Source organism: Bacillota bacterium, assembly GCA_040754315.1.
Taxonomy (GTDB): domain Bacteria; phylum Bacillota; class Sulfobacillia; order DUSP01; family JBFMCS01; genus JBFMCS01.
Window position 1 is genome coordinate 1 of the sequence record JBFMCS010000049.1, and the last position, 24,915, is coordinate 24,915.

At 60.3% G+C, this 24,915-nt stretch carries 21 protein-coding genes; 14 read left to right on the top strand and 7 right to left on the bottom strand.

Annotated features, from left to right (window positions below):
* The first annotated feature begins 202 nt into the window (after positions 1-202).
* Positions 203-565: a hypothetical protein gene (locus tag AB1576_10205; GenBank protein MEW6082127.1), complete on the top strand. Its 363-nt coding sequence runs from the start codon at positions 203-205 to the stop codon at positions 563-565.
* Positions 566-764: 199 nt separating this feature from the next.
* Positions 765-1,955 (top strand): Xaa-Pro peptidase family protein, encoded by a 1,191-nt coding sequence (locus AB1576_10210; protein ID MEW6082128.1) that lies wholly within the window; start codon positions 765-767, stop codon positions 1,953-1,955.
* A gap of 113 nt (positions 1,956-2,068) precedes the next feature.
* Here AB1576_10210 and AB1576_10215 read toward each other — a convergent pair whose 3' ends face one another.
* On the bottom strand, positions 2,069-2,791 hold the full coding sequence (locus AB1576_10215; GenBank protein ID MEW6082129.1) for a hypothetical protein: 723 nt from the start codon (positions 2,789-2,791) through the stop codon (positions 2,069-2,071).
* 231 nt (positions 2,792-3,022) lie between these two features.
* Here AB1576_10215 and larA point away from each other — a divergent pair, with 231 nt between their 5' ends.
* The 9 genes from larA to AB1576_10260 all read left to right on the top strand — a co-directional run bounded on the left by larA (position 3,023) and on the right by AB1576_10260 (position 14,184).
* Positions 3,023-4,300: a nickel-dependent lactate racemase gene (gene larA / locus AB1576_10220; protein ID MEW6082130.1), complete on the top strand. Its 1,278-nt coding sequence runs from the start codon at positions 3,023-3,025 to the stop codon at positions 4,298-4,300.
* 501 nt (positions 4,301-4,801) lie between these two features.
* Entirely contained in the window at positions 4,802-7,294 is a 2,493-nt protein-coding gene (locus tag AB1576_10225; GenBank protein MEW6082131.1) for an EAL domain-containing protein, read from the top strand.
* A gap of 219 nt (positions 7,295-7,513) precedes the next feature.
* Positions 7,514-8,422, top strand: coding sequence for a phosphate ABC transporter substrate-binding protein (locus tag AB1576_10230; protein ID MEW6082132.1), 909 nt, complete (start codon positions 7,514-7,516; stop codon positions 8,420-8,422).
* Positions 8,423-8,558: 136 nt separating this feature from the next.
* The gene (gene pstC / locus AB1576_10235; GenBank protein MEW6082133.1) at positions 8,559-9,413 is read left to right on the top strand and encodes a phosphate ABC transporter permease subunit PstC; all 855 of its coding nucleotides are present in this window, start codon (positions 8,559-8,561) and stop codon (positions 9,411-9,413) included.
* Positions 9,406-10,275, top strand: coding sequence for a phosphate ABC transporter permease PstA (gene pstA, locus AB1576_10240; GenBank protein MEW6082134.1), 870 nt, complete (start codon positions 9,406-9,408; stop codon positions 10,273-10,275). The genes pstC and pstA overlap by 8 nt, the downstream gene beginning before the upstream one ends.
* On the top strand, positions 10,268-11,038 hold the full coding sequence (gene pstB / locus AB1576_10245; protein MEW6082135.1) for a phosphate ABC transporter ATP-binding protein PstB: 771 nt from the start codon (positions 10,268-10,270) through the stop codon (positions 11,036-11,038). The genes pstA and pstB overlap by 8 nt, the downstream gene beginning before the upstream one ends.
* Before the next feature lie 24 nt (positions 11,039-11,062).
* The gene (phoU, locus tag AB1576_10250) at positions 11,063-11,743 is read left to right on the top strand and encodes a phosphate signaling complex protein PhoU (GenBank protein MEW6082136.1); all 681 of its coding nucleotides are present in this window, start codon (positions 11,063-11,065) and stop codon (positions 11,741-11,743) included.
* Positions 11,744-11,755: 12 nt separating this feature from the next.
* A complete protein-coding gene (locus tag AB1576_10255; protein ID MEW6082137.1) occupies positions 11,756-12,436 on the top strand; it encodes a response regulator transcription factor in 681 nt (226 codons plus the stop codon).
* Positions 12,433-14,184, top strand: coding sequence for an ATP-binding protein (locus AB1576_10260; protein MEW6082138.1), 1,752 nt, complete (start codon positions 12,433-12,435; stop codon positions 14,182-14,184). The genes AB1576_10255 and AB1576_10260 overlap by 4 nt, the downstream gene beginning before the upstream one ends.
* Before the next feature lie 349 nt (positions 14,185-14,533).
* Here AB1576_10260 and AB1576_10265 read toward each other — a convergent pair whose 3' ends face one another.
* Together AB1576_10265 and AB1576_10270 are read right to left on the bottom strand one after the other, a co-directional pair.
* The gene (locus tag AB1576_10265) at positions 14,534-14,977 is read right to left on the bottom strand and encodes a hypothetical protein (GenBank protein ID MEW6082139.1); all 444 of its coding nucleotides are present in this window, start codon (positions 14,975-14,977) and stop codon (positions 14,534-14,536) included.
* Positions 14,937-15,221: a YtxH domain-containing protein gene (locus AB1576_10270; protein ID MEW6082140.1), complete on the bottom strand. Its 285-nt coding sequence runs from the start codon at positions 15,219-15,221 to the stop codon at positions 14,937-14,939. The genes AB1576_10265 and AB1576_10270 overlap by 41 nt, the downstream gene beginning before the upstream one ends.
* A 254-nt stretch (positions 15,222-15,475) precedes the next feature.
* Here AB1576_10270 and cimA point away from each other — a divergent pair, with 254 nt between their 5' ends.
* Positions 15,476-17,119, top strand: coding sequence for a citramalate synthase (cimA, locus tag AB1576_10275; protein MEW6082141.1), 1,644 nt, complete (start codon positions 15,476-15,478; stop codon positions 17,117-17,119).
* Positions 17,120-17,433: 314 nt separating this feature from the next.
* Here the strand turns inward: cimA and AB1576_10280 are convergent, their stop codons facing one another.
* Together AB1576_10280 and AB1576_10285 are read right to left on the bottom strand one after the other, a co-directional pair.
* Positions 17,434-19,152, bottom strand: a complete 1,719-nt coding sequence (locus AB1576_10280) for a thiamine pyrophosphate-binding protein (GenBank protein ID MEW6082142.1) — start codon at positions 19,150-19,152, stop codon at positions 17,434-17,436.
* 239 nt (positions 19,153-19,391) lie between these two features.
* Complete coding sequence (locus tag AB1576_10285; protein MEW6082143.1) at positions 19,392-20,696, bottom strand: FAD-dependent oxidoreductase; 1,305 nt, start codon at positions 20,694-20,696, stop codon at positions 19,392-19,394.
* A 253-nt stretch (positions 20,697-20,949) separates the two neighbouring features.
* Here AB1576_10285 and AB1576_10290 point away from each other — a divergent pair, with 253 nt between their 5' ends.
* Positions 20,950-21,933, top strand: a complete 984-nt coding sequence (locus tag AB1576_10290; GenBank protein ID MEW6082144.1) for an IS1595 family transposase — start codon at positions 20,950-20,952, stop codon at positions 21,931-21,933.
* A gap of 96 nt (positions 21,934-22,029) precedes the next feature.
* Positions 22,030-23,139, top strand: a complete 1,110-nt coding sequence (locus AB1576_10295) for an RNA-guided endonuclease TnpB family protein (GenBank protein MEW6082145.1) — start codon at positions 22,030-22,032, stop codon at positions 23,137-23,139.
* A gap of 103 nt (positions 23,140-23,242) precedes the next feature.
* On the opposite strand, the gene AB1576_10300 is transcribed toward AB1576_10295, so the two are convergent.
* Both AB1576_10300 and AB1576_10305 read right to left on the bottom strand, forming a co-directional pair.
* On the bottom strand, positions 23,243-23,752 hold the full coding sequence (locus AB1576_10300; GenBank protein ID MEW6082146.1) for an N-acetyltransferase: 510 nt from the start codon (positions 23,750-23,752) through the stop codon (positions 23,243-23,245).
* A 156-nt stretch (positions 23,753-23,908) separates the two neighbouring features.
* Positions 23,909-24,889 carry a tetratricopeptide repeat protein gene (locus tag AB1576_10305; GenBank protein MEW6082147.1) on the bottom strand — a complete coding sequence of 327 codons (981 nt, stop codon included), beginning with the start codon at positions 24,887-24,889 and terminating at the stop codon, positions 23,909-23,911.
* Positions 24,890-24,915 lie beyond the last annotated feature (26 nt).

Here is a 24,915-nt window from a genome sequence, read left to right on the forward strand (position 1 = left end):
CTCGGCGGCACCGCTGCCAGAGGCACACGGCCCGCCGCGAGATGGTCTGGCTCCGGCACCGGGGTGCGATCCCCCGGCGCAAATTGTCGGGAGCGCTGTTCGCCCGGCGTCTTAGCAGTTGATAAAATGCTATGCTTTTTGGAACGGCTCTACGGTACCCAGCAGTTCATCCTGGAAGGCGTGCCTATAGTGGTCAAGAAGCATGGTAAGGACATCGGTTCTTCAGCACGAGATACCTGTTAAATGTGCCTCTCACAAAACCGGCGGCAGCGTACAGGCGCCTGCGCCCATAACGCCTGTCCCGGGCATCGAGATACCTGGGGACAAGAAGGCTGGCACAGGCTACCTTGTGGATGAGATCAAGGCGGTCAGAGCCAACAAGGGCATGAGGCGGAAGCACCTCCACATAGCCGGTGCAGGTGTCCATGATAAATTCATTGAGGGCGGAGTGGAGTGTGCCAGGGCTTGGATGGAAGGAGACAGCAGAGGCAAGGTAGACCTGGCTAGGCTGGAGGAGAGATTCAAGGCGCATGCGGGCCTGGACATTACTGACCAATCTCAATGAGGGCGGGACCAAGTACTAAAACTTCCTCGTGGTGCTGGTGGTTCCCTGGTTTTCTGTTAGCGTGTCAACACTAACCCTACAAGGTTTGGCATGCATTGAGGCGTAAGGGCCTCTTAACATGCGAGACAATGCGCAACGGATAGCCGGTTGTCACAAGGCGGAGCTAGTGGTGTGCGTGGGGTCGTTGAAGGTGAAGAATATGGTGCAAAGCCACACAGGTGCGAAGGCCGTCCAGAAGAGTGCTGGACTGAAGTGGGCTCCAGAGAAACGAATCCCGGAGGAGATGTTCAAGATGAGGCTTTCCAGGAAGATCGGCCAGGTCACCGCGGGCATGAAGGAGAGGGGCATGGACCTGCTCCTCATAGGTACAGGCACTGATCTGGAGTACCTGACCGGCTTGAGTTCCATGGCCTGCGCGCGGTTCAAGGCCCTCGCCATACTCAGTGACGGGAGGCACTTCTTCATCTGCCCAAAGCTCTACTACGAGGAAACCCGAGAGGCCATGGGGGAGGGTGAAACCATCCTTGTGTGGGATGATGCCGAGGGGTTTCTGAAGGCCTTGAGGGAGGCCGGCCAGATCTACGGGCTCAAGAAGAGCAACATCGGGGTGAGCGACGTAATCAGGGCCGTTGACGCCATTGCCATCAAGGCGGAGACTGGTGCTGAACTGCTGGATGGAACCGGCGTGATGGAGGCTGTGCGGCAGATCAAGGACCAGGACGAAGTGGAATGCCTCAAAGGGGCCGCCCGCATAGCGGATAGTGTCTTTGAGGACATAGTGGGGTGCATAAGGCCTGGGATGACCGAAGGGAACATCGCCAGGAGGATAAAGGAGCTATTCGAGGACAAGGGCGCGGGGGGACTTGCCTTTAATCCCATCGTTGCCTCCGGGCCCAACAGCTCCCGGCCTCACTACAACGATGACAAGGGGGTCATCCAGGAGAATGACATCATAGTCCTGGATTTCGGGTGCCGCTACAAGGGTTATTGTTCCGACATCTCCCGGACGGTATTCGTGGGAAAGCCCAGCCCGGAACAGGAGAGGATCTACGACATTGTGCTCAGGGCCAATAGCGAGGCTGAGCTCTTGGTAAGGCAGGGGGTAACCGCCGGTGCCGTGGACAGGACCGCCAGGGACCTGATATCCCAGGCAGGTTACGGACGTTACTTCCTGAGCCGCACCGGGCACGGCATTGGGATGGCGGTGCATGAGGCCCCCTATATCAAGGAAGGGAATGACGTGGTGCTGGAGAACGGTATGGCCTTCAGCGTTGAGCCGGGCATCTACCTCCCAGGGAAGTTTGGCATGAGGATAGAGGATATCGTCCTGGTAGAAGAGGGAAAGGGCAACGCGCTGAACAAGGTCACCAAGGAGATGATCTGCCTGTAGGTCTTGCTCCAGGAACCTGGCCTCTCTAAGAGAGCGGGAACAGGTGATCCCCTGGGTTACAGGCCCGCTGGATCACCCGCTGCGATCCTGTGGGGGAACCTCTTTAATGGAGTCTAGGGGGACGGCCTGTACTCCACCAGCCGGGATTCCTGGATTTCCGCATCCTTCTCCATCCTCACGTACAGGGCCAGGGGGACACCAGGGGCAACGCACACCTCCGCCTTGAGGCTTCCGTCCTCCACCCACCGGCCAAGGTAGCCCTGGACCCCGGCGTACTCCCGCAGTTCAACGATTTCGAAGGAGGATGAGCCCAGGTCAGAACGGAAGGACCACCCGGCTCCCAGTTCCCAGCTATGGCCTACGAAGAAAATCCCCCACCAGGGTGCCAGGAGGGTGGAGACCACCGGTGCCGCGGAGGGCTGCATCATCAGGCCAAAGAGCATGTGAGCCATGACGTCTTCAGAAGGGGCCGTCAGCGTGGAAGAGAAAGACCCCCCATCCATTTCCCCTTGCCACCGGGCGGTGATATGACCGTCCTGGGCATCCACGAAGTCTACCGAGAACCAACCGGTTGTCCAGGTGCCATCCCGGGGTCCACTGCTGATCTCGTACTTGAAGTACTGGCCAGGCTGGAACAGGAAGGGCTCCCAGTATTGTGCCTGTGCCGGGCCGGGGGTATTGCTCTCTTGTCCTCCCGGCTCCTCTATGCCAGCAGGCAGTCCCTCCAGGCCAGGTGAAGGGTCCGGAGCGGCGCTCCTGGCGCACCCCGCCGCCCAGGCCACTAGCACGCACACCAGGAACCAGTAGAGCAAGGGGGGCGAAGAAAGCCAGCGCACGTTTCCACCTCCGTGCATATCTTCCCCGGTCCAGCAAGGTTTCTTCCAAGGGATACGGGGACACAAGGGCAAGGGCACCTCGGCCCAAGACTACTGGCCCTATTCGCCCGGTCCCTGTGAAACCCCTGCCTCATAAGTCTACCCGGGCCCGCACGCTATGGCCGGTGGAGGATTCGAGCAAGATAGAGCGAAGGCTTCTGCCCAGGAGAGTACTCTAAGGGGGACCGGTCCATGGTCATATCCGTACCGTACGGCAGTGGGCACCTGAGCATACCCCTGCCCCCAGGGGTAAAGGCCAGGGTTCTGGAGACCAGGGTGCCGCCTGGGGCGGCCGGCACCCGCGAGGCCATAAGAGAGGCCCTCATTAAACCCATAGGCGCTAAACGCATCAGTGAATCGGCTCCTGCCGGGGGGCAGGTTGTAATCATCATCAACGATATCACCAGGCCCACGCCAACCAGGCTGATGGTCCAGGAGATACTGGAGGAACTGGACAGCGCTGGGGTTCGCCGGGATGATGTGACCGTGGTGGTAGCTACCGGGAGTCACCGGCCTGCGACTCCCGGTGAGCTCTTGAGTATCCTGGGGGATGACCTGGCCAGATCATTGCGGGTAGAGAACCACGACTGGCGAGCCAAGGACCTGGTGTTCCTGGGAACCACCACCAGGGGGGTCCCGCTGTACATCAACGCCAAGGTGGCCAGGGCTTCCTACAAGATAGTCACCGGGGTCATCCTGCCCCACCAGGCTGCCGGCTACAGCGGGGGCCGGAAGAGCATCCTCCCAGGGGTTGCCGGCGAGAAGACCCTGGTAATTCATCACTCCCTTCCCATAAGGATGTTTGACCCGGCGCCCGGCATCATCCATGGCAATCCATTTCACGAGGAGGCCCAGGAAGCGGCCTTGAAGGTGGGCGTGGACTTCATGCTGAACGTGATACCAGTGGATGATTCCAGTGTTGTGGCAGTCGTGGCAGGCCACATTGTCCAGGCTTTTGAAGCTGGAGTGAGGTTGGCCGAGGACCTCTACACGGCCAGGGTGGAACGGGCCGCAGGCGTGGTTGTTGTAAGCCCAGGGGGTTACCCTAGGGACATCGACCTGTACCAGTCGGTAAAGGCGCTCTCCATAGCCCAGATGGTTGTGGAAGATGGGGGTAATCTGGTGTTGGTGGCCGAGTGCAGGGAGGGTGTGGGAGGGGGTGCCTTCTACCAGTGGTTCAAGGATGCCTCGTCGCCTAGGGACGTGGTGGAAAGGTTCCGCCTGGAGGGTTTCACTGAAGGCTCCAATACTGCGTTCATACTGGCAAGGGCACTCCTGAAGGCTCGCGTGGTAACTGTATCCTCAGGGATCGGGGCGCCCACTCTCAGGGACATGTTCATGGAGCCGGCCCCCAGCCTCAACGAGGCCCTGGAGGTGGCCCTGGTAGGGCAGCCCCGGGGACAGGAGGTGCTGGTGCTTGCAGATCCCGTCCGCCTGGTGCCCACTATGGGTTCTGCCGGTTCCCGCTAGCCCCAGCCTGCCTAGAGCCATCTCCCGTGTTACCAGGAATCACTCTCCTGCACTGTGAAAACAAGGCTTATCAAGGCAGTCTCTCCGTTTGCCGCACCTTCGCCTCCCCTGCCGTCCTACGACAGTCCTGCAACTTGGCCGCCTTGACAGGCTAGAATGTTCAAGACCTTGGCGTGCCAAGGCCCCTCGCCCCTTGGGGATCATCCCGTCTCCCACCCAACCCCCATGTCCACGCGTTATCCTTCCGCCCTATCTCTTCTCTTCCCCTCTAGCACCAGCGCTTCACCCGTTGTCCATGGGCTGCAAGCCCGGCCAGAATACCCGGACTTAACAGCATTCACAATTCCTTCGATATAGACATTGGGTACCGTCTGGCCAGGTCGCTCCAGGCAAGGAAGATCGCAGGCCTTTGCCTGAACCCAAGGCTCAAGCTCGTTGATCCATAGGAGACTGTGCCAGCTAAGGGTGCCAACGAGCCCATCTCGAGTGAGGCGCACCAGCATGAGCACTCTGTCTTTGTCCCTGTCCTTGCTCCTTTTCTTTAGCAGCGTCGTGTATTTATACCTGGGAGCCTGCGTGTTCTGGCTCGACCGCAGGGCCGTTTTGAGCATGACGTTCCTGGCCCTCTGCGCCTGCCTTGGCATATGGGCCTTTGCCTTTGCCTTTGCGCTCAACGCCCCCAGCATGGAGGCGGCCTTGTTCTGGCGGCGGGTTGGCGCCGTTGGCTGGTCAACAGTCTATAGCGTGATGCTGCATTTTTTCCTGGTGCTCACCGAGACACATTGGCTGGTACGCAAGGGGTGGACCTATCCCCTTGTCTACCTCCCTGCGGCCGTCTGGGTCTACGTGTTCTCGCTCTCTGACAGCATGGCCACGGCACACCATAACCTGGTCAAGACGGCTTGGGGCTGGTACAACCTGGGTGTGAATACCGGGTGGGGCTGGGCGTTCAACCTCTATTGCCCGGCCGTGGTTATCACCAGTCTTGGCCTCACATGGTACTGGGGGAGAAGGTCCGCACATGCCAGACACAAGAAGCAGGCGACCCTGATCGCATCGACGGTCATGGCTGCTTTCCTGATAGGCTACGTTACGGACATCGTCCTACCTGTCCTGGGGGCGGCGGTCATCCCGGGCATAGCGGTGATCGTGGCACTCGTACCGGCATTGGGCATCTGGCAGGCGATGAGGAAGTACCGGCTCATGCCGCTGACCCCTGAGAACGCATCCAAGGACATCCTGCGAACCATGCAGGAAGGCCTGCTTGTCGTGGATACCAGCGATACCATAAGGATGACTAACCCGAGCACACAGGCGCTCCTGGGCTATGATGAGGATGAGCTCCTGGGCCAGCCCGTGAAGATGCTCTTTCCCAAAGAGTGCCAAGTCTTTGGGACAGGCCCGGCTGGTAGTCAAGACCGTTCTGTTCACTTTGAGGAGACAACGATGATTGCCAAGACGCAGGAGAGGCTTCCCACCCTTTTCTCCATCTCGGTCATGCGAGATGAATGGGGCGATAGCCTTGGGTACGTGTGTACCTTCAGGGACATAATTGACCGCAAGATGGCGGAAGAGGCGCTGAGGCGCTCCCATGACGAGCTGGAGAGAAAGGTGAAGGAGCGGACCGAGGAGCTAGCCAAGGTCAACGAGTTCTTAAGGGCCGAGATCATCGAGCGCAAGAGGATACAGGAGAGGATCGAGCACCTGGCCTATCACGATCACCTGACGGAACTTCCGAACAGGCTGCTATTCACGGATCGCCTTGAGCAAGCCATAAGGCAGTCGCGAAGGGCTGAGAGACCGGCTGCGGTCATGTCCCTGGACCTGGATGCCTTCAAGAGAGTCAACGATACCATGGGGCATGCGCAAGGGGATGAGCTGCTCAGAAAGGTGTCCAAACGCTTGAAGAGCACCTTGCGGCAGAGTGACACTGTCGCGCGGCTGGGTGGAGACGAGTTCATCATCCTGCTGCAGAACCTTACGGATGCAGCTGTTGTCACCAGGATAACGGATAAGATCCTGCGCAGCTTCGACAAACCCTTCAAGTTGGAGGACCAGGACTTCCACATGAGCGCGGGCCTGGGGGTGGCGATCTACCCCATCGATGGCGAAGACGCTGACACTCTCATCAAGAACGCTGACATTGCTATGTACAAGGCTAAGGAGAAGGGCAGGAACCGGTGTGTGTTTTGCTCTTCGCTTATGAAGGCTGAAGTAATGGAGACGATGAAACTCACCAACAGCCTGTACCGTGCATTGGAGCGCAATGAACTGGTGCTTCACTACCAGCCACAGGTGAGTTGCAGCACGGGGAGGATCGTCGGGGTGGAGGCGCTTCTGAGATGGCACCACCCTGAGATGGGGATGGTTTCCCCTGGCCGGTTCATTCGCATTGCGGAGCAGACGGGGTTGATCCTTTCCATTGGAGATTGGGTGCTACGCACGGCCTGCAGGCAGAGCGTGAAGTGGAGAGAGCGTGGCGTCGCCAGGATCCGCATGGCTGTGAACCTCTCGATGTACCAGTTCCAGAGCCCTAGCATTGTTGGGGAGGTGGCGGGGATCCTGGAGGAGACGGATATGGACCCCCGCCAGCTGGAGATCGAAATCACCGAGAGCGTTCTCATGAAGGAGACGGAACACATGGTGGAGATCCTGACCTCCCTCAGGGCACTGGGCATCACAATTGCCATCGATGACTTCGGGACCGAGTACTCGGCCCTGAACTACCTGAAGCAACTGCCCATAAACCGTATCAAGATCGCCATGCCCTTCGTCCACGGTATCTCAGTGAGCGACAGGGATGAGGCCATCACCAAGGCCATCATTGTCCTGGCGAGCAACCTGGGGCTGAACGTGATCGCCGAGGGGGTTGAGACGGAGTGCCAGGTGAGGTTCCTGACCCAGCGGATGTGTGACGAGATCCAGGGCTACTACTTCCACAAGCCGATGCCGGCCTGCGAGGTCGAAAAGGTGCTCGCGCAGCAGAATCGCTAAATCCCCGTGACCCTGGAAGCCCCCGGGAGACCGTTTGGCTGCCCTGCCTCCCCTTGTGGACGTTTCCCTTCCCAGGCTCGGGAAGAGGCATTCAATTTTTCACCGGCACTCTTAACCTTACTTTAACCCTTCTTGAACACAGGCTTGATGACAGCCTGCCCTCTCCGTTGTAGCATGGGTGTGAGAGCACAATCCATTATGATGGGAGAGGGTAGTTCAATGATATCCAGAAGGGGTCTGAGTGTGGCTTGTGTCCTGGTGCTGGTGAGTGTTGTGGCAGGATGTGGCGGCAGCCCGACTCCCGCCCAAGAGCCCTCTGAGGAGCCCGCAAAGGTGGAGCCCGTGGCGCTTGAGGGCTCCATAGATGTGAGGGGCTCCGATACCATGGTGAACCTTGGTGCCACCTTCGCTGAGGCCTTTATGGACAAGCATCCTGAAGTGAGTATAGTTGTTCAAGGCGGCGGCTCTGGCACGGGCATCAAGGCCCTGATGCAGAAGAACACCGACATAGCCCAGGCATCAAGAAAGGCCAAGGACTCGGAAATCGAGGAGGGTAGGGCTAACGGAGTTGACATGGTGGAGACCGTGGTGGCCTGGGATGGTCTCTCGGTTGTGGTAAACCTCTCAAATCCCCTGGACTCCATAACCATGGAGGATCTTGGCGCCATCTACAGGGGGCAGATAACCAACTGGAAAGAGCTGGGCGGGCCTGACCTCGCCATAGCGGCGCTGGCCCGCGATACGGCCTCCGGCACTCACGTGTTCTTCAAGGAGCATGTGGTGCAGATGGGCCACAAGGATGCCGAGTACGGTGACGCCGTGCAGATGCTGCCCTCCACCGCGGCCGTAGTGGCCGAGGTGGAACAGAGCCCCAACGCCATCGGCTACATCGGCTTGGGTTACTATGACCCCAGCAAGGTGAAGATGCTGGGCATACCTGATGCCAGCGGCAACCCGGTCATGGCCAGCATCGAGACGGTCAAGAGCGGGACCTACACCCTTGCCAGGCCGCTTCAGGTTTATACCAACGGCCAGCCTTCTGGCTTGATCAAGGAGTATGTGGACTTCATGCTGGGACCGGAGGGACAGGGGATCGTCCTGGACCTGGACTTCGTGCCCGTCAAGTGAAGGGGGGCCTATAACATTGGGGGGGCAATCTCCCGCCTCTCCGCCCGCTTGGCCTCGCCCTGGGGGGAAAGCAGCCGGGATACCGGCTGCCTTTCCCGGTTCCCGGGCAAGGGTACGGGCCGCTGAGAGGCTAGCCATGAACGTGGCGGCCGCCTCGGGCTTTGCCGTGGTGGCCTTTGTAGCGCTGGTATTCGCCTTCATGCTCCTTGAGGTCTGGCCCCTGGCACGGGTTATGAACCCCTGGGGCTTTGTCGCCGGGCCCAAGTGGTACCCTGTATCGGAGCCTCCCACCTTTGGGATCCTCCCCTTCATAATGGGTTCGGCCTGGATATCCCTGACGGCCCTGCTCTTATCCTTCCCTGTTGGCCTGGGAGGTGCCATCTACCTGGCGCACATTGCCAGGGGTCATGTGAAGGTGGTGGCCAGGGCCTGTCTTGAGATCCTGGCAGGGATACCCTCGGTGGTCATGGGCTTCATCGGTCTTACCATTGTGGCCCCCTTCGTACAACAGGCGCTGGGCCTTGCCACAGGTCTCACAGGGCTCACCGCCTCGCTGGTGCTGGCGGTAATGGTGCTTCCCACCATCATGAGCCTAGGGCAGGACGCACTGGAGAGTGTCCCAGAGGATTACTGGGCTGCCTCCCTAGCCCTGGGCGCCTCACCCTGGCAGACACTGGTACGGGTGGCATTGCCGGCGGCGTGGTCTGGCCTTCGTTCTGCCGTGCTCCTCGCGGCAGGCCGCCTTGTGGGGGAGACAATGGCCGTGCTCATGGTGGCAGGAGGGAGAACCGTGGTGCCCTCGGGAATAGCCCAGCCCATGCGGACCATGACCGCCACCCTGGCGGCGGAGGTAAATAACGCTGTGGTGGGATCAGACCACTACCGGGCGCTCTTCGGCATCGGTGTGGTGCTCTTTCTCATAACCATGACCCTGTCCACGGTGGCTGCCTGGGGCTCCTTCAAGAGGGAGGGAGGTACGGAACATGCATAACCTTTACTGGTTCGGTTCAGGCAGGCGTGAGACCGTGTGGGCCTTGACGGTGACTGGATGCTTCTGCTTGGCCATGTTCACCGTCATTGCCATCCTGGCCTACGTTGTTCTCAGGGGGGTTCCGGGGATGTCCTGGGAGTTCCTCACGGCTATGCCGAAGAACCGTGCCATTGAAGGGGGAATACTCCCCGCGCTCTTAGGGAGCCTCTGGCTCCTTGTGGGTACGTGTGTCTTCACGTTGCCGCTGGGGATCATGGCTGCCATCTACCTCACTGAGTACTCCCGGAAGGGCCCGGGTGTCGGCCTCATCAACCTGGCCCTTGTAAACCTGGCCGGGGTGCCCTCCATCGTGTATGGCCTTTTCGGCCTTGCCTTTTTTGTGCTGCTCCTCAGGTTCGGTCCTTCGCTCCTCTCGGCCTGTCTCACCCTGTCACTTCTGAGCCTGCCGGTGGTGGTCACGGCCGCCCGGGAGGCCCTCCTGGCGGTGCCCCAGACCCACCGCGAGGCCGCCCTGGCGCTGGGGGCGGGAAAGTGGCAGACCATCCACACGGTAGTGCTGCCCCAGGCCAAAAGGGGTATCCTTACCGGGACCGTCCTGGCCATGGGGAGGGCCGTTGGGGAGACCGCCCCTATCCTTGCTACAGGGGTGGCCTTCGTGCTCCCCAGGTTACCGGAGGGGCCGATGAGCCGGTTCATGGCCCTGCCCTATCACCTTTACGTATCTGCCACTCAGATCCCCCAGATGCCAAAGGAGCGGGTTTGGGCCACGGTGCTCGCTCTCTTGTTCCTGGCTGTATTGTTCAACGCCAGTGCCTTTGTTGTGCGCCGCGGGATTGGAAGGGGAGAGGCCAGAAATGGATAAACCACCAGGCAATACCGTAATCCAGGCAACGGGCTTCAGCCTCTGGTTTGGACGTGCAAAGGTCCTGAACGGCATAAACCTGGATGTTACCGAAAACCGTATCACCGCACTGATTGGGCCCTCGGGTTCGGGCAAGTCCACCCTCCTGAGGTCGATGAACCGTATGAACGACCTGATCCTGGGTTTCCGCCGGGAAGGTGACATAACGCTCCGGGGAGAGAGGATATACGATGGCGGCCAGGACCTGGTGTCGCTGAGGACCCGGGTGGGGATGGTGTTCCAGAAGCCCAACCCCTTTCCCAAGAGCATCTTCGAAAACGTGGCCTATGGTCCCCGGGTGCATGGGCAGAAAAGGCGCAGGGTGCTGGCGGAGATCGTGGAGGAGAGCCTGAAGAGGGCCGCCCTCTGGGATGAGGTCAAGGACAGGGTGCACCGGTCCGCCATGGAACTCAGCGGGGGCCAGCAACAAAGACTCTGCATTGCGCGCTGCCTGGCGGTCAACCCCGAGGTCGTTCTCCTTGACGAGCCCTGTAGCGCGCTTGACCCCCAAGCCACCGCCCGGATCGAGGATCTCCTGGTCAGCCTGAAGAAACAGGTCACTGTGATCATAGCCACCCACAACCTGCAGCAGGCCGCAAGGATATCCGATGTCACGGCCTTCCTCCTGGGGGGGACCATGATTGAAGCGGATGACACCGGGGTCATGTTCACATCCCCTTCGGATCCACGTACCAATGAATATATTACCGGGCGCTTTGGTTGATCTCCTAAGAAGGAGGAGAGGCTCATGCAAAGAACTGCCTTCAATGAAGGTCTCAACGTCCTGTACGGCTTGCTCCTGGAGGAGGAGGGCCTCATCGAGGCCATGTTGTCTGACGCTGTCAAGGCACTGAAGACCGGTGACCTCGAACTGGCCAAGGACGTAGTGGACAGGGACCAGCGGGTGGACCGCCTCGCCGAAGGCATTGAGGCCGAGGTAGTGCTACTTATTGCCCGCCACCAACCGGTGGGCTCAGACCTGAGGCGAATGGTGAGCGCCATAAAGAATGTCATAGACCTGGAGCGGGTGGGAGATCTCTCCACCAACATTGCGAGGGCTGTTCCGGAGATTGCCTCACAGGGACTGCTGAAACCCCTGATTGACATCCCCAGGATGGCAGGCATAGCCCAGGAAATGCTCAAAGACGGGATCACCGCCCTGAAGGACGAGGACATGAACCTGGCCAAGAGGGTATGTGCCCGGGATGAGGAGATGGATGCGCTGCACTGGCAGATATTCCGGGAACTCCTGGTCTTCATGATGCAGGATCCCAAGACAATCGGGAAGGCGCTGCCCCTCCTCTTCGTGGCGCGTCACCTGGAAAGGGTGGGGGATCACGCCACCAACATAGCGGAGACCGTGATCTACAATGTTACGGGGTTGCGCAGGAAGGCAAAGGAGTTTGAGGGCATGACCCCGGAGGGCTGAGGGGGTACGCCGGTGGGGAGGAATCTCAAGGTATTGCTGGTAGACGATGAAGAGAGTTTCGTGGCATCCCTCTCCTACGTCCTCTCCAGGGAAGGCTACGATGTCTCCGTGGCCTATGACGGTGAGAAGGCCCTGGAGATGGCCATGAGTGAGCATCCTGACCTGGTGCTCCTGGATGTGATGCTCCCAGGCAAGTCGGGCCTTGAGGTCTGCCGGCAAATCAAAGCCCGTGTGAGGGCCGCCATCATCATGCTCACCGCCAGGGACGGTGAAATGGATATGGTGGTGGGGCTGGAGGCGGGCGCCGATGACTACGTATCCAAGCCTTTCAACCTCAGCGTGTTGCTGGCCCGCATAAGGGCGGTGCTCCGGCGCCAAGCGGGGGCTGAGGAGGCGGTGAGCGTGGGCCCTCTAGTGCTCATGCCCGGCTCCTACAACGCCCGGTGGGATGAGGTCTCCCTCGATCTCACCCCACGGCTGTTCCAGCTCCTGCTTCTCCTGGCCGAGAACCCGGGAAAGGTGCTGTCCCGGGATGAGATCCTCGATAGAGTGTGGGGATATGAGTACCTTGGACAGACACGCACGGTGGACGTGCACATCCACTGGCTCCGGGAGGCGCTGGCCCAGGCCTCTGGGTCTCCGGACATAATACAGACCGTCAGGGGTGTCGGTTACAGGCTGGTGATTCCATGAAGGGCATAAGGTGGAAGTTGCTGACCTGGTTCACCCTGGTTATGGTACTCGTCCTTCTCGTCACGGGCCTTCTGGTCCTGAGGCACCTGGAGGCACTGGACACCGCCAACCTTGAGCGTGACCTGACCCGGCGCGCCCGGGTAGTTGCGGAGGTCATGGGACCTTTGCCCCAGGGTCCCGGAGAAGAGGGTGACGCCCTGGCCACCCGGATGTCCCAGATCCTGGAATGCCGTGTCACCCTGATCCAGGCGGGCGGGGTGGTGGTAGGGGAGTCGCTGCAGCCATCTGCCACGATGAAAGACCACTCTGGCAGGCCTGAGGTGGCAAAGGCGCTGGCCCAGGGGGTTGGCAGCGATACTCGCTCCAGCTCCACCACGGGACTGGACATGATGTACGTGGCGGTCAAGGTACCGGGAGGGGTAGTACGGGTTTCCCTCAGTCTCAAGGAGGTCCAGTCTCGCCTTAACGCCATTGGCTTGGCGCTGCTGGCCGGAGGCATAGCCTGTGTTCTAGGGGTTTTTGCCCTGGCTCCCCTGGTGGCCAACAGGATCATTGCCCCCTTGAAACACCTGGCGTGGGTCGCCGGGAGGCTGGCTACAGGGGAGTACGGTGTGACCGCCGAGGTTAACACTGATGACGAGCTGGAGGGTGTAGCCAAGGCCTTGAACACCATGGCTCGGTCCGTACGGTCCAACGTAGAGGCTCTATCCCGCCAGGGAGACCGGCAACGGGCCATACTGGATCACCTGGCAGACGGGGTCATCCTGTTTAACCAGGCAGGAAGGATCGTCCAGGCCAGTGACAGGGCCTGCCAGCTCCTTGGGCTCTCCCGGGTTGAAGGTTTCGGCCCAGAGGCATTGGGCAGGACCCCAGAGGTGCTGGTATTCGTTCGTGCCTCGCTATCCAGGAACGAGGAATCATCTGGCGTAGTCACCACCGTGTTTCCCAGGGACCAGGTGCTCCAGGCACATGCGGCATGGGTTCCAGACCAGGGCGGCAAGGGACTCCTCATTACGGTACAGGACATTACGGAGGTATCCAGGCTGAACCGGCTGAGGCAGGAGCTGGTGGCCAACCTGTCCCACGAGCTCAAGACTCCGGTGGGGGCTGTTAAGGCACTGGCGGAGTGCCTGGAAATGGGTGCCCTGGAGGAACCCGAGGAGGCCAGGGAGTTCGTCCGGAGGATCGTGAGCGAGTCAGACCGGATGTCCTACATGATCAATGAGATGCTTGTGCTCTCGGAGATCGAGGCAGGCCAGGACAGGGTGAGACAGGATGACCTGGACCTGTGGGGTCTCGTTTGCCAGGCCATGAAGGAGATGGAGCCCGTAGCCAGGGCCAAGGGGATTGCCCTGGAGAGCCAGGGGCATCCGGTGCCCCTCCGGGGGGATCCAGAGATGCTGAGAAGGGCAGTGGTCAATCTCCTGGACAACGCCATCAAGTTCTCCCCGCAGGGGACCCGGGTGAGGCTGAGACTGGGACTGGAGGCTAGAAGGGTCCTGCTCGAGGTGGAGGACCAGGGTGCGGGGATGACAGCTGACCACTTGCCCAGGGTGTTCCAGCGTTTCTACAAGGCGGAGCCCTCCCGGAAGACACCCGGGGCTGGTCTAGGCTTGGCCGTAGTGAAGCACGCGGTCAGGGCCCACGGGGGCGATGTCTTCGGCAGGTCAGAACTGGGGAAGGGATCCGTCTTCGGGTTCTGGCTTCCCTTGGGCCCTGAGGGGGCCCGGCCCGGTGCTGAGGAATGAAGGTGCTTGCACCTGCCCTTCCTGGCCTGGGATTCCGCCACATCATGGTGAAGCCTCAGGCTGTCCCTTTGGACAGGACGCTCGTGGTCAACGGCCCTGGCCTAACCGGAAGGGTGCTACTCATGGGATGGGGATCATGGTTGCCCTGGCGGGTCAGGGAGGCAGCCACTGGACATCCCTGATACTACCTCGCAGGGGCATTATAGGAACAGGGCTAAGACGGCAGGAACCCCCCAGCCCGGAAGGCGTGCACCCGCGGAGCCCCCTGGCGCGTCATGGAGGGCTTTGTGCGGGTGGGCGGCAAGGGACCCCTGAGTGGCACGCCGCAAGCGCCCTGCCGCTTTTTGGACTAACCCCCCTTACCCTGGTTCCCTGGAGCGGGGGGTCGTTTTGCGCCATGCCCCTGGATTGCCCTGATTGCCCCGTAACCCAATCCTATCGCTGCCAGGAGCCGGGACCACCTGTGCCCTGTGGAGAGTTGCCTCCACGTCATCACGAACATGTACTTCTCCATGAGATGGGTTCCCTTGTCCAGGGCAAGGGACACCAGGTTCACGCTGCGCCGGACCGAGTAGATGGTGGCCAGCACCTCCCGCTCCCCTCGCTTTATGACGCCCTCCCACTCCTTGAGGAGTCCCGACAGGGTGGATAGAAATCTGAGCAGCACAACACACAACACCAGAAGAAGCGCGGTGTTAAGGAGCGAGGACACCAAGAGTGCTATCACCAGTAGCCTGTCTGTCATAGTGGACCTAGGCCTGGGAGATTTCTTCAGCGGCCTGGTCCAGGACATCCTGAACCTCCCTGATTTTCGGGAGGCGCTCCCTGAGCTTCGCCATTAGATCCTTTGTCGCGCTCACGACCGAATCTGACTTCTCCTTGGCCTTCTCCTTGGCTAGGTCCCGGATCTCCGCACCCTTCTCCACCACCTGAGCCCTTGTCTCACTTCCCGAGGCTGGGGCAAAAAGGATGCCCAGAGCGGCACCGATGACCGCGCCCACTATCATGCCCGCGAGGAAGTCACCCTTGTTGTCCATGTTGTCACCCCCTGTCTAGCATATGGTGGTGCCCCTGGAAGGGCTACCACAAGATACCTTCGCTAGACGCTTGTCTTTCCCTTCAGCCCCCTGGCATTTCCTGGCCGGGGCAGGCCTCGCCAATCCACGCTATTGCCCCTCGTTTCCCTCCGTTATTGCCCCGGGGCCTCTGGCCATCTTGACAGGCTTTTCCCCCCGGTGATAACATCGTGTCAACATACCTAGCAAGGGTTGCCGCAGGGAGGAGAGAGCCTTTGACCATCCCCAGTCAGGCAAAGCCAGTGATCGAGATATATGAGACAACGCTCAGAGACGGCTGCCAGGGACCCGGGATATCCCTGACCATGCAGGACAAGATCAACCTCACCCTGGAACTGGACCGCTTGGGCGTCCACTACATAGAGGGCGGGTGGCCCGGGTCAAACCCCAAGGACTCCGCCTACTTCAAGGCTGCGGGCAGACTGCCCTTGAAGCGCTCGACCCTGGTGGCCTTCGGCTGCACCTGCCGGCCTGGCGGGAACCCCCCGGAGGAGGACGCAAACCTTCGGATGCTGCTGGAGGCAGGCACCGGGGTGGTTACCCTGGTGGGCAAGGCCAGTGCCTTCCAGGTCACAAGGGTGCTTCGCACCAACCTCGACGAGAACCTTCGCATCATCCGGGACAGCATAGCCTTCCTCATGTCTCACTCCAAGGCGGTCTTCTTCGACGCTGAGCACTACTTCACGGGGTTCAAGGAGGATCCAGGCTATGCCTTGGCCTGCCTTGAGGTGGCTCGGGAGGCGGGGGCCTCAAGGCTTATCCTGTGCGACACTACGGGTGGGTCCCTCCCCTGGGAGGTAGCCGCAGCTGTCCTGGCGGCCAGGGAAAGGTTAGACGTGCCCCTGGGGTTCCACGGCCACGATGATGGCGGCCTGGCCGTGGCGAATTCCCTGGAGGCAGTGAAGTCCGGTGCCATCCAGATCCAGGGCACCATAAACGGGTACGGGGAACGCTGTGGCAACGCAGACCTGTGTGCCATCATTCCCAATCTCGTGTTCAAGATGGGATACCCATCCATGGACCCCGGCGACCTGCAGAAGCTGGCCCGGGTCTCCCGTTACGTGGCTGAGGTCACAAACCAGAAGCTGGACCTTTCCCAGCCCTTTGTGGGGGTGGATGCCTTTGTCCACAAGGGTGGCCTCCACGCAGACGCCGTGGCCAAGGATGTCACCACCTACGAGCACATCGAACCGGGCTCCGTGGGAAACACCAGGAGGATCCCGGTATCAGAGCTGGCGGGCAAGAGCAGCATCCTAATGCGCCTGGACGAGCTGGGGATCGCGGTTGCCCCCGAAGACAGGGCCCGAGTGGCCTCGGAAATACTGGACCGCATCAAGATCATGGAACACGAGGGCTTCCACTACGAGGCCGCTGAAGCCTCCTTCGAGTTGCTGGTGCGGAGGGTCCTGGGGGAGGAAATCCCCTCCTTCGAGAACCTGGGTTTCAGGATCATTGTGGAGATGGCCCCACCAGGCGGGGCCCTGCCCTTTCTGCCCGGCCCTGGCACCAGCATGATGTCAGATGCCACCATAAAGCTGATGGTAGCAGGCAGGGTGGTGCACGCCGCTGCCGAAGGCAACGGTCCCGTGAATGCCCTGGACAATGCCCTGCGTAAGGCCTTGATAGAGTTCTACCCCTCCATCGGAAGGGTGCGCCTGGCAGACTACAAGGTGCGAGTATTGGACGGGCACGATGGTACGGAGTCGGTGGTGCGCGTCATGATAGAGTCCACCGATGGACAGCGCACCTGGAATACTATGGGGGTGTCCGGCAACATCATCGAGGCTAGCTGGCAGGCCTTGGTGGATGCTATCTCCTACTGGCTCATCCACTCAGAAGAAAGCGGCCTGCCCGGGTAGATACCGAGGACAGGGCGTTTGCCCGCAGGGCCGCGGCTTTGCACATCCTTCCTCCCCATCCTTCCCTGGGCCCGGGCAGAGGGTCCGGTTTCACCACCTGGATACCTGCGGCATAATATGACAGCGAGGGGGACAGCCCCCGGAGTGTGCGAGGGGTTACACTTCCGGGTGGGGTGAGGCGCTGGTGAGGCGCCGGGTGCTGCTGAGCCATGCCGCCTGCCTGGAGGAGCCGCCGGCGTCCACGGGATACACCCATAGGGCGCCCGGGAGCACCCCTCTAGAGAACGTGTCTTTGCGGCCGCCTTGCCAGGTTCCTAGTAGCTGCTACGCCTTCTTTGCCCTGGTGGCAGGGTCTCGTCGGCTAGCCACTGGGCCACCGGGGGGGTCTGTTCTGCTGCGGAGGGCGTGCACACCTCGATGAAGGTGGGTCGCCCGCTCTCCATGCCCCTCTTCACCGCTCCTCTCAGGCTCTCCCTGTCGTGGGCCTTCATGGCGTCCAGGCCATGGTCCCGGGCCACCGCCACGTAGTCAACACCCCTTGAGAAGTCCACGGAGAAGTAGCGCTCACCGTAGTAGAGGCGCTGTAGTGCCTTGATCCAGCCGAAGCACCCGTTATTGAAGTGCACGCATATCACCGGCAATCCCAGCCTGCTCAGGGTCTCCATCTCACCCAGGGTCATCCCAAGGCTGCCGTCGCCGAAGAGCCCTACCACAGTAGAGGATGGTCTTGCCATCTTGGCCCCCAGTGTCGCACCCAGGGCATAGCCCAGGGAGCCCTGGGCCCTGGGGACGAGAATTCTCCTGCCTGCGGACTTCAGGCGATAGTGAGCCATGACGTAGGGTGTGGGGGTCCCGGCATCCAGTACAAGGATGGTCTCAGCCGGAAGGGTCTGGGCCAGCACCCCTATGACCTCGCGGGGGTCCATGATTCCCTTGGGCACGGCTAGGGGCAGGAAGGCCGGTTCCCGGTCCAGGGCGGCTGCCCAGCAACGGGAGGCCCCAGTTGACGCCTTCATCCTCGCCCGGGCGGCCTCCGCCAGGTCTTCCAGGGCCAGGCGGGCATCCCCTAAGATGGGCACCTCCACCCTGACATTGTTCCCGAGCTGGATGGGATCCACATCTACCTGGATAACCTTGGCCAGTGGGTCTATGAGTGCCTTGCCAATGGTTATGCTGGCATTCAGCCGTGTCCCCACGCAAAGCAGCACGTCTGCCTGGGATACCGCGGCATTGGCTGCCTGCACGGCCCCGTTGGTGCCCATGACCCCAAGTGCCAGGGGAGAGATCTCCGGAAAGGACCCCTTGCCATTCACAGTGGTGGCCACCGGCGCTGAGAGGAGTCCGGCCAGGGTCTCCAGCTGTTCCCACGCCTGGGAGAGGAGCACACCGCCCCCTGCCACCACCACTGGCCTGGCGGCCTTCATGAGAACATCCATGGCCCTCTCCACCTGCCGGGGATCGGGCCTTGTCCTGAAGGCCGGATACTGGTGACACTCCGGCTCCCCGTACAGGTCCCCAGAGACATCCTGGCGAACCTCGGCGGAGAGCACATTCTCGGGGAAGGCCAGGTGTGTGGCCCCGGTCCGGCCCCCCGTGGCCGTGCGAAAGGCCTTTCTAAGCATTGAGGGGAGGGCTTCAGGCCGCGTGACCCTGTGGCTCCACCGGGTGATGGGCCTCATGAGGGCGACCTGATCCAGAGCGGTTAACGCGGAGTGCTCGTCGCTGGAGACAGGCACGTCGGATGACAGGATCACAAGGGGTATGGATGAGCCGTCAGCCTCGGCCGCAGCCGAGGCCACGTAGGTTACCCCGCCCCCGCTTGGTACCTCGCAGACCCCCGGCATCCCTGAGACCCGGGCATAGGCGTCTGCCATGTAACCTGCGGAACGCTCATCCCGGCACATCACGTGCTCCAGCCAGCGCGCGCGTTGCATGGCATCGTACAGGGCCATGCTCGTGTCTCCGGGGACACCGAAGACCTTCGTTACATTGTATAACCGGAGCATCTCGACGACGATCTCGCCTCCTAGCAATCCAGGTCACTCCTCGCTTGCGTGATGTGCCCTCTAGCAGCAAAACCCAAAGTCACGGGAACACGGAGGCATGGGTCTCCTGTGCTCTCCGGCAACTACACTATGGCGATGCCAGCCCTAGGCAAGGGGCAGCTGGCCTGCAAGGAATGGGTCTAGCCTTGCCAGCCTTCAACCCGGTGGGGCGTGACCGCCTGGCAGGCGGTACCCCTCCCCTTGGTGTCCAGAGCCCAGTCCTTGTCCTAGGAACCCGCCGGGCACCTGGCACGCCTCAGTTCCTTGGCGAAGGCGCTCTCCATTCCTGTCCTGGATACCCTCTCCCGGATCTCCCGGGCACAAGTGGTGTAAAGCCCCCTGGACTTCATGCGCTGGAAGTACACGGATCCAGAGAAGGTGTACTTCCGGAAGAGGCCTTCGCCCGTCTCCATCTCCTGGCGCACGTATCTGATAGCGTCGCCAACGGCCAGGTCTGCCGGGAGTTCCACAGGGAAGAGCCCCAGGGCCTGCCTGGCAGCGTTATGACCGGCGAGACTTCCGGTGACGATGGCCTCGGTGTGGCCAACTAGGGGGCCTGCCTTCTCGCCGGCGCAGAAGAGGTTGGAGAGGCCTTCCACCTTAAGGCAGTCGTCCCTGGGGGAGATGGCGAAGTAGCGCATAGAGTTTCCCTTGCCGCCGGCATAGGGGTCCTCGTAACGGGCGTTCTCCATCCCGGGGATGGTGCGAAGCTTATCAAGGGGGAAGTATGCGGCCATGAGCTTGGCGTGGCCAGTATCCAGCAGCACGAGGTTTTCCGCGTACTCCGGGAGGGCATACTGCTGGCATGCCTTGACTAGGAGCGCATCCTTCTTCTGCATTTCCTCGGGGATGGGCACCATCACAACGCCCTGGGCATCCAGGGTCTCCCGGATGCCCTTGCTAAGAGACTCCTTCAAGAGCTTGCACGAGCCGCTCATGGAGCCCAGGGTGCCTTTGGCAGTCCCGCCCACCATCTCCTTGACCCCTGCCTTGGCCGCCAGGCTCACCCTAGGGCCGAAGGTGGGGCACCTGAGAACGCACATCACGCAGCCGTTCCCGTACTTGAGGCAGTTGCCCTGGGGCCCCGCGGTTCCAGTGGCCTCCACGAACACATCCGCCTCCAGGGCCCGCCCGTCCGCCGTAACGACCGAGCGAATGGCCTTACCGTCCAGCTGGGCGTCCACAACCCTGGCCTCCAGCAAGACCTCAACCTGGTGAGCCCCCAGGAGGATTCTTGCGGCTGGTTCAGCCAGCGCCACATCATACAGGCTGGCGTGGCGGTGGCCAGGGAACTCGATGTCCCTATGCCGGGAGACGCTGTCCGTCAACTGGAAGAGGTCGCCAAAGCCCAGGGCGGTGGCTTCTTCAGCCGCCGTGTAGCGCCCGTTGTTCCGCATGATCCCCCCCACGAGGCCGGTTCCCAGCAGCTGGTCGGTTCTCTCCAGAAGGACCACATCAACGCCAGCCTTGGCCGCTGCCAGGCTGGCTGCTACACCCGCCCACCCGCCTCCCACCACCAGCACCTTGGCCAAGATGCATCCCCCCAGATCATTCTGCCTGAGATACCCAAAACCGGGTCACCAGGGTTCCCCGGGGAACCGCCTTACACGCCAGCCCCAGGTGCTCATCGTTGATGAGTAACTTGTTCGACGCGGTGCTTCCGGTTCCTGCACAGATATCTAAGATTTTATGAGATAGCTATCAATGTTCAGGAAAGCCTTCCCTCCGGGTGGGCCCTGTAGTATAATATAGGCGAACACCAGTTCGCAGGGAGGTGGCAAGAGTATGGCCCGAGGGGAGCCCATGAGTTTCTTAGAGTTTCAGGAACGCTTCTCTACTGAAGAAGCCTGTTATGAGTATCTGTTTAACGCCCGGTGGCCCGATGGTTTCGTTTGTCCACACTGTGGCTGCAAAGAATACTACCTGGTATCGCGCCGAAGGCTGTATCAATGCAGGTGTTGTGATTATCAAGATTCTCTTACTGCTGGCACTATCTTTCATAAGACCCGTACGCCGCTTCGAAAGTGGTTTTTGGCCATATTCCTGGGACCGCCATGGCCCTCTGCCACCTCGGGCGTTCCTCCCGTCTTGCCCCTCGCAGCTCCTTTGATGCCCTGGGCCTGGCGGGAATACGCAGCCAAGGACAAAAGAGGCATATCGGCTCTGGCCTTAATGGGCCATATTGACGTTAGTTACCCTACTGGCTGCCTGATGTTGCACAAGATCAGGGCCGCAATGTCCCATCGGGATGGCAAGTATCAATTATCCGGCTTCATCCAGTTGGATGAGGCATTTTCCGGTGGACCCAACGGAAAGCAGGGTCGTGGAACCGGAAAGGCCACTGCGTACGTTGCCGTATCAACCGCCGAGGATGGCAAGCCCCTCTACGCCAAAGCACTGGTCGTTGACCGCATTAACAAGGAGACGGCCGTTGATTTCGCCAGATACCTACTGCCCGGGTGCGCTGTGACCACTGACGGGTTGAACGTCTACCCCCGGCTGAAAGGACAGGGCTACGCTCACAAAGCCGTACCCTCGTCCTCTTCTGAAGCTGAGAGGGCACTTCAATGGGCCAATACAGTGGTATCTAATGCCAAGGCCTTCATATCCGGCACATATCACGGGCCCATGAAGAAGCACCTGCAATCCTACCTGAATGAATACCTTTACCGGTTCAACCGAAGGTGGTGGCAACCAGAACTCTTTGACCGTCTACTCTCAGCCTGCATAACCGGCCCAATTGTAACCTATGCTGACCTAACTTTATGATCTCCCGCCGGGAAAACCCACTCTTTTTAAGGGTGGGATGAAAGGCGGCTTGTATCTTTTCGTGCAACACGCTACAATTTAAGCAGGGTGATGGGCATGCTTAAGACATTTAAGTATCGTATTTACCCAACCCTAAAGCAGATTCGAGAAATGAACCAGTGGCTTGAAGAATGTCGCTGGCTCTACAACCATTTTCTTGAGCAACGCAAGGACGCATGCAAGCAAGAGCAAAGAAGCATCAATTACCACGCTCAGGCAACAAGCCTTCCTGAACTTAAGGGGCAGCGTCCTTCTCTTAACGGCGTTCACTCCCAAGTCTTGCAGAATGTTGCTGTTCGCATCGACCTTGCTTTCAAAGCCTTTTTCCGCAGAGTTAAAGCTGGAGAAAACCCTGGCTATCCCCGCTTTCGAGGCAAGGGCCGGTATGATAGCTTCACCTTCCCACAAAGCGGCTTTAACCTTGACGGTGATATGCTCCGGCTTTCCAAGATCGGCAGCATTAAGGTTGTTCTTCACAGGCCGATCGAAGGCAACCTGAAAATATGCACCGTCAAACGCTCTGGCACCGGCAAATGGTACGTGACGCTTTCCGTTAAATACGAGCAAGATTTTTTGCCGAAAAACGATCATGCTGTCGGTGTTGACGTTGGCCTTAATTCTTTTGCCACGCTTTCGACCGGTGAACAGACAGAAGCTCCGAAGTTCTTTCGCAAAGAGGAAAAAGAACTGGCCAAAGCACAGCGCAAATTGTCGAAGGCTGAGAAAGGAACGCCGGAACGGAAGAAATGCCGGAAGGTTGTTGCTAGGGTACACGAACGTATTGCATGGAAGCGTCAAAATTTTGCTCACCAACTTTCACGTAAAATAGTCAACCGGTTCGGCATGATTGCCGTTGAGGATATACATGTCAACCGCATGCTTCACAACCACTGTTTGGCTAAAAGCTTGTCTGACACGGCTTGGTCGGGGTTCTTCCAACAGTTGGCGTACAAGGCAGCGTGTGCCGGTCGTCAATTTGTGGCCGTTAACCCCGCCTATACCTCCCAGGACTGCTCCGGTTGTGGACACCGGCAGAAAATGCCACTGTCAGAGAGGGTTTTCAATTGTCCATGTTGCGGTATGGTTTTAGATCGTGACCACAATGCCGCGCTAAACATTTTGGGTTTGGGAAGGCAAGCCCTGGAGATTTCTCCTAAAAGCCCCTGACTTCAGTCAGGGGAGCCTTCACCGGAAATCCCATAATCGCCGGGCAGGTGGAAAGGAAAGGGCCCTGGCTCAAGGGCCAGGGCCCGGGCAATCCAGTCGAGGCTCACTTCCACTTGGGCCTTTCCACTAAGGGGATTTCAGAAGCGTTTCTCCCATTGGGGAATACCAGCCTTATCATGGCAGTCTCGTCGCAGCGGTGGAACTTGTCGCAGTAGACGCACTCTTTCCAAACCTTCTGAGGCATTTGCTCCTTACTGGCCACGGTAAATCCACACTTGTCAAAAAAGTCTTGCTGGTAGGTTAGGGTGAATACCCGGGCTATGCCTATCTCCTGGGCCTCCCTGAGCATGAACTCCACCAGGTTCCGTCCTATTCCCCGGCGGGACATGGCAGGCTCCACAGCCAGGGACCGGACCTCAGCCAGGTCATGCCAGAGCACGTGCAGGCACCCGGTGCCCACCACCCTGGTGCCGTCAACGGCAACCACCATGTCCCTGACCCCTTCATACAGCATCATCAGTGGCCGCCTGAGCATGAGGCCTTGGGACGCGTAGTGCTGGATCAGGTCATGGCACTGCGGGACGTCTTCCATGGCTGCTTTCTTGTAAATCACGGCGGGGCCTCCTCCAGGCAACAGGTGCATAATTTCCTCCAGTATACATGGGGCGGCGGGCGCCTGTCCAGAGAAAACGCACGATGCTGGAGGATTGCCCAAAGGGGCGCGAGGGGGCTGCGGGCTGGTATACAGTAGAGCAAATACTTATACATCCTAGCGCACCTGGTCTATAGCGCCCTGGAGGCCGGGGTAAAGTCGCACGGCCTCTGCCAGGGCCTGGCCGGCTTCCTCAAGCCTTCCTGAGTCCTGGAGCGTAACCCCCATCCAGAAGTAGTGGTAGGCGAGGTCCCTCCGCAGGCTGGCGTCTTGTTCCGGGTCATCCAGGAGTCTAAGGTCATCCTTCGAGAGGGCGATGGCTGCCTGGAATGCACGGAGCGCCTCGTAGTAGCGGCCCTGGAGCCGCAACACATCTCCCAGGAGCGCGTGGTACTGGTGGAAGTAGGGGTCTAGCCTCAGCGCCTCCCGGCATGCGTTCTCCGCCTTGGTCAAGCCTTCAGCTGGGTCCTCCCAGGTGTGATCCCTGTAGGCATAGGCCAGGAAGTAGTATATGTCTGCTGCCAGCCGTTCCTCCTCCTTCACGGCAATCTCATCATCCATAAGGCCGGCAGCCTCAAGGTACTGCCGGCTTTCCTCCCTTGCCAGTTCCAGGGCCTGTTCCAGCAGGTCAATGGCCTCCCCGTACCTGGAGACGCTGTAGGCCTCGATACCCTCGTACATAAGCTGGTGTGCCGAAGGGACCACATCGAAGTGATACTCTGCCACCTGGCCCTGGGCATACAGCCGCACACTCTGCCTACCCACAGGCAGGAACGCCTCGGGGTCTCCCTCCCGGGCAGCGATGTGGACCAGGGTGAAAACCGTCCAGTCTCCCTCCTGGCGGGTCTCCCAGGAATAATCTGGCCCTGAGAGGCTCCATTCCACCCGGAGGTCGTCGATGCCGCCGGGAGCCTTGACCGCCAGGGCGATTTCCGTCCGGGAACTCGGGAACTGGTCCCCCTCGTACCAGGAATCCGGGTTCTCCGCCCACCAGTACTGGCCCATCTTCACCTCGAGTTCCGGGGCCTTTGCCTGTGGGGAGCAGCCCTGCAGGACCACGAGGAGGGGGAGGACTACGGTGAAGCCCAGCCTTGACACGTTAGTTCCCTCCCTATGGGGGTCCC

Excerpts from the sequence above, each read along its gene's own strand:
- AB1576_10265 (MEW6082139.1), bottom strand. The coding sequence starts at position 14,977 with ATGTCCTGGACCAGGCCGCTGAAGAAATCTCCCAGGCCTAGGTCCACT.
- larA (MEW6082130.1), top strand. The coding sequence starts at position 3,023 with ATGGTCATATCCGTACCGTACGGCAGTGGGCACCTGAGCATACCCCTG.
- AB1576_10270 (MEW6082140.1), bottom strand. The coding sequence starts at position 15,221 with ATGGACAACAAGGGTGACTTCCTCGCGGGCATGATAGTGGGCGCGGTC.
- AB1576_10205 (MEW6082127.1), top strand. The coding sequence starts at position 203 with ATGGTAAGGACATCGGTTCTTCAGCACGAGATACCTGTTAAATGTGCC.
- AB1576_10290 (MEW6082144.1), top strand. The coding sequence starts at position 20,950 with ATGGCCCGAGGGGAGCCCATGAGTTTCTTAGAGTTTCAGGAACGCTTC.
- pstC (MEW6082133.1), top strand. The coding sequence starts at position 8,559 with ATGAACGTGGCGGCCGCCTCGGGCTTTGCCGTGGTGGCCTTTGTAGCG.
- AB1576_10295 (MEW6082145.1), top strand. The coding sequence starts at position 22,030 with ATGCTTAAGACATTTAAGTATCGTATTTACCCAACCCTAAAGCAGATT.
- AB1576_10230 (MEW6082132.1), top strand. The coding sequence starts at position 7,514 with ATGATATCCAGAAGGGGTCTGAGTGTGGCTTGTGTCCTGGTGCTGGTG.
- AB1576_10260 (MEW6082138.1), top strand. The coding sequence starts at position 12,433 with ATGAAGGGCATAAGGTGGAAGTTGCTGACCTGGTTCACCCTGGTTATG.
- AB1576_10210 (MEW6082128.1), top strand. The coding sequence starts at position 765 with ATGGTGCAAAGCCACACAGGTGCGAAGGCCGTCCAGAAGAGTGCTGGA.
- pstA (MEW6082134.1), top strand. The coding sequence starts at position 9,406 with ATGCATAACCTTTACTGGTTCGGTTCAGGCAGGCGTGAGACCGTGTGG.
- AB1576_10225 (MEW6082131.1), top strand. The coding sequence starts at position 4,802 with ATGAGCACTCTGTCTTTGTCCCTGTCCTTGCTCCTTTTCTTTAGCAGC.
- phoU (MEW6082136.1), top strand. The coding sequence starts at position 11,063 with ATGCAAAGAACTGCCTTCAATGAAGGTCTCAACGTCCTGTACGGCTTG.
- pstB (MEW6082135.1), top strand. The coding sequence starts at position 10,268 with ATGGATAAACCACCAGGCAATACCGTAATCCAGGCAACGGGCTTCAGC.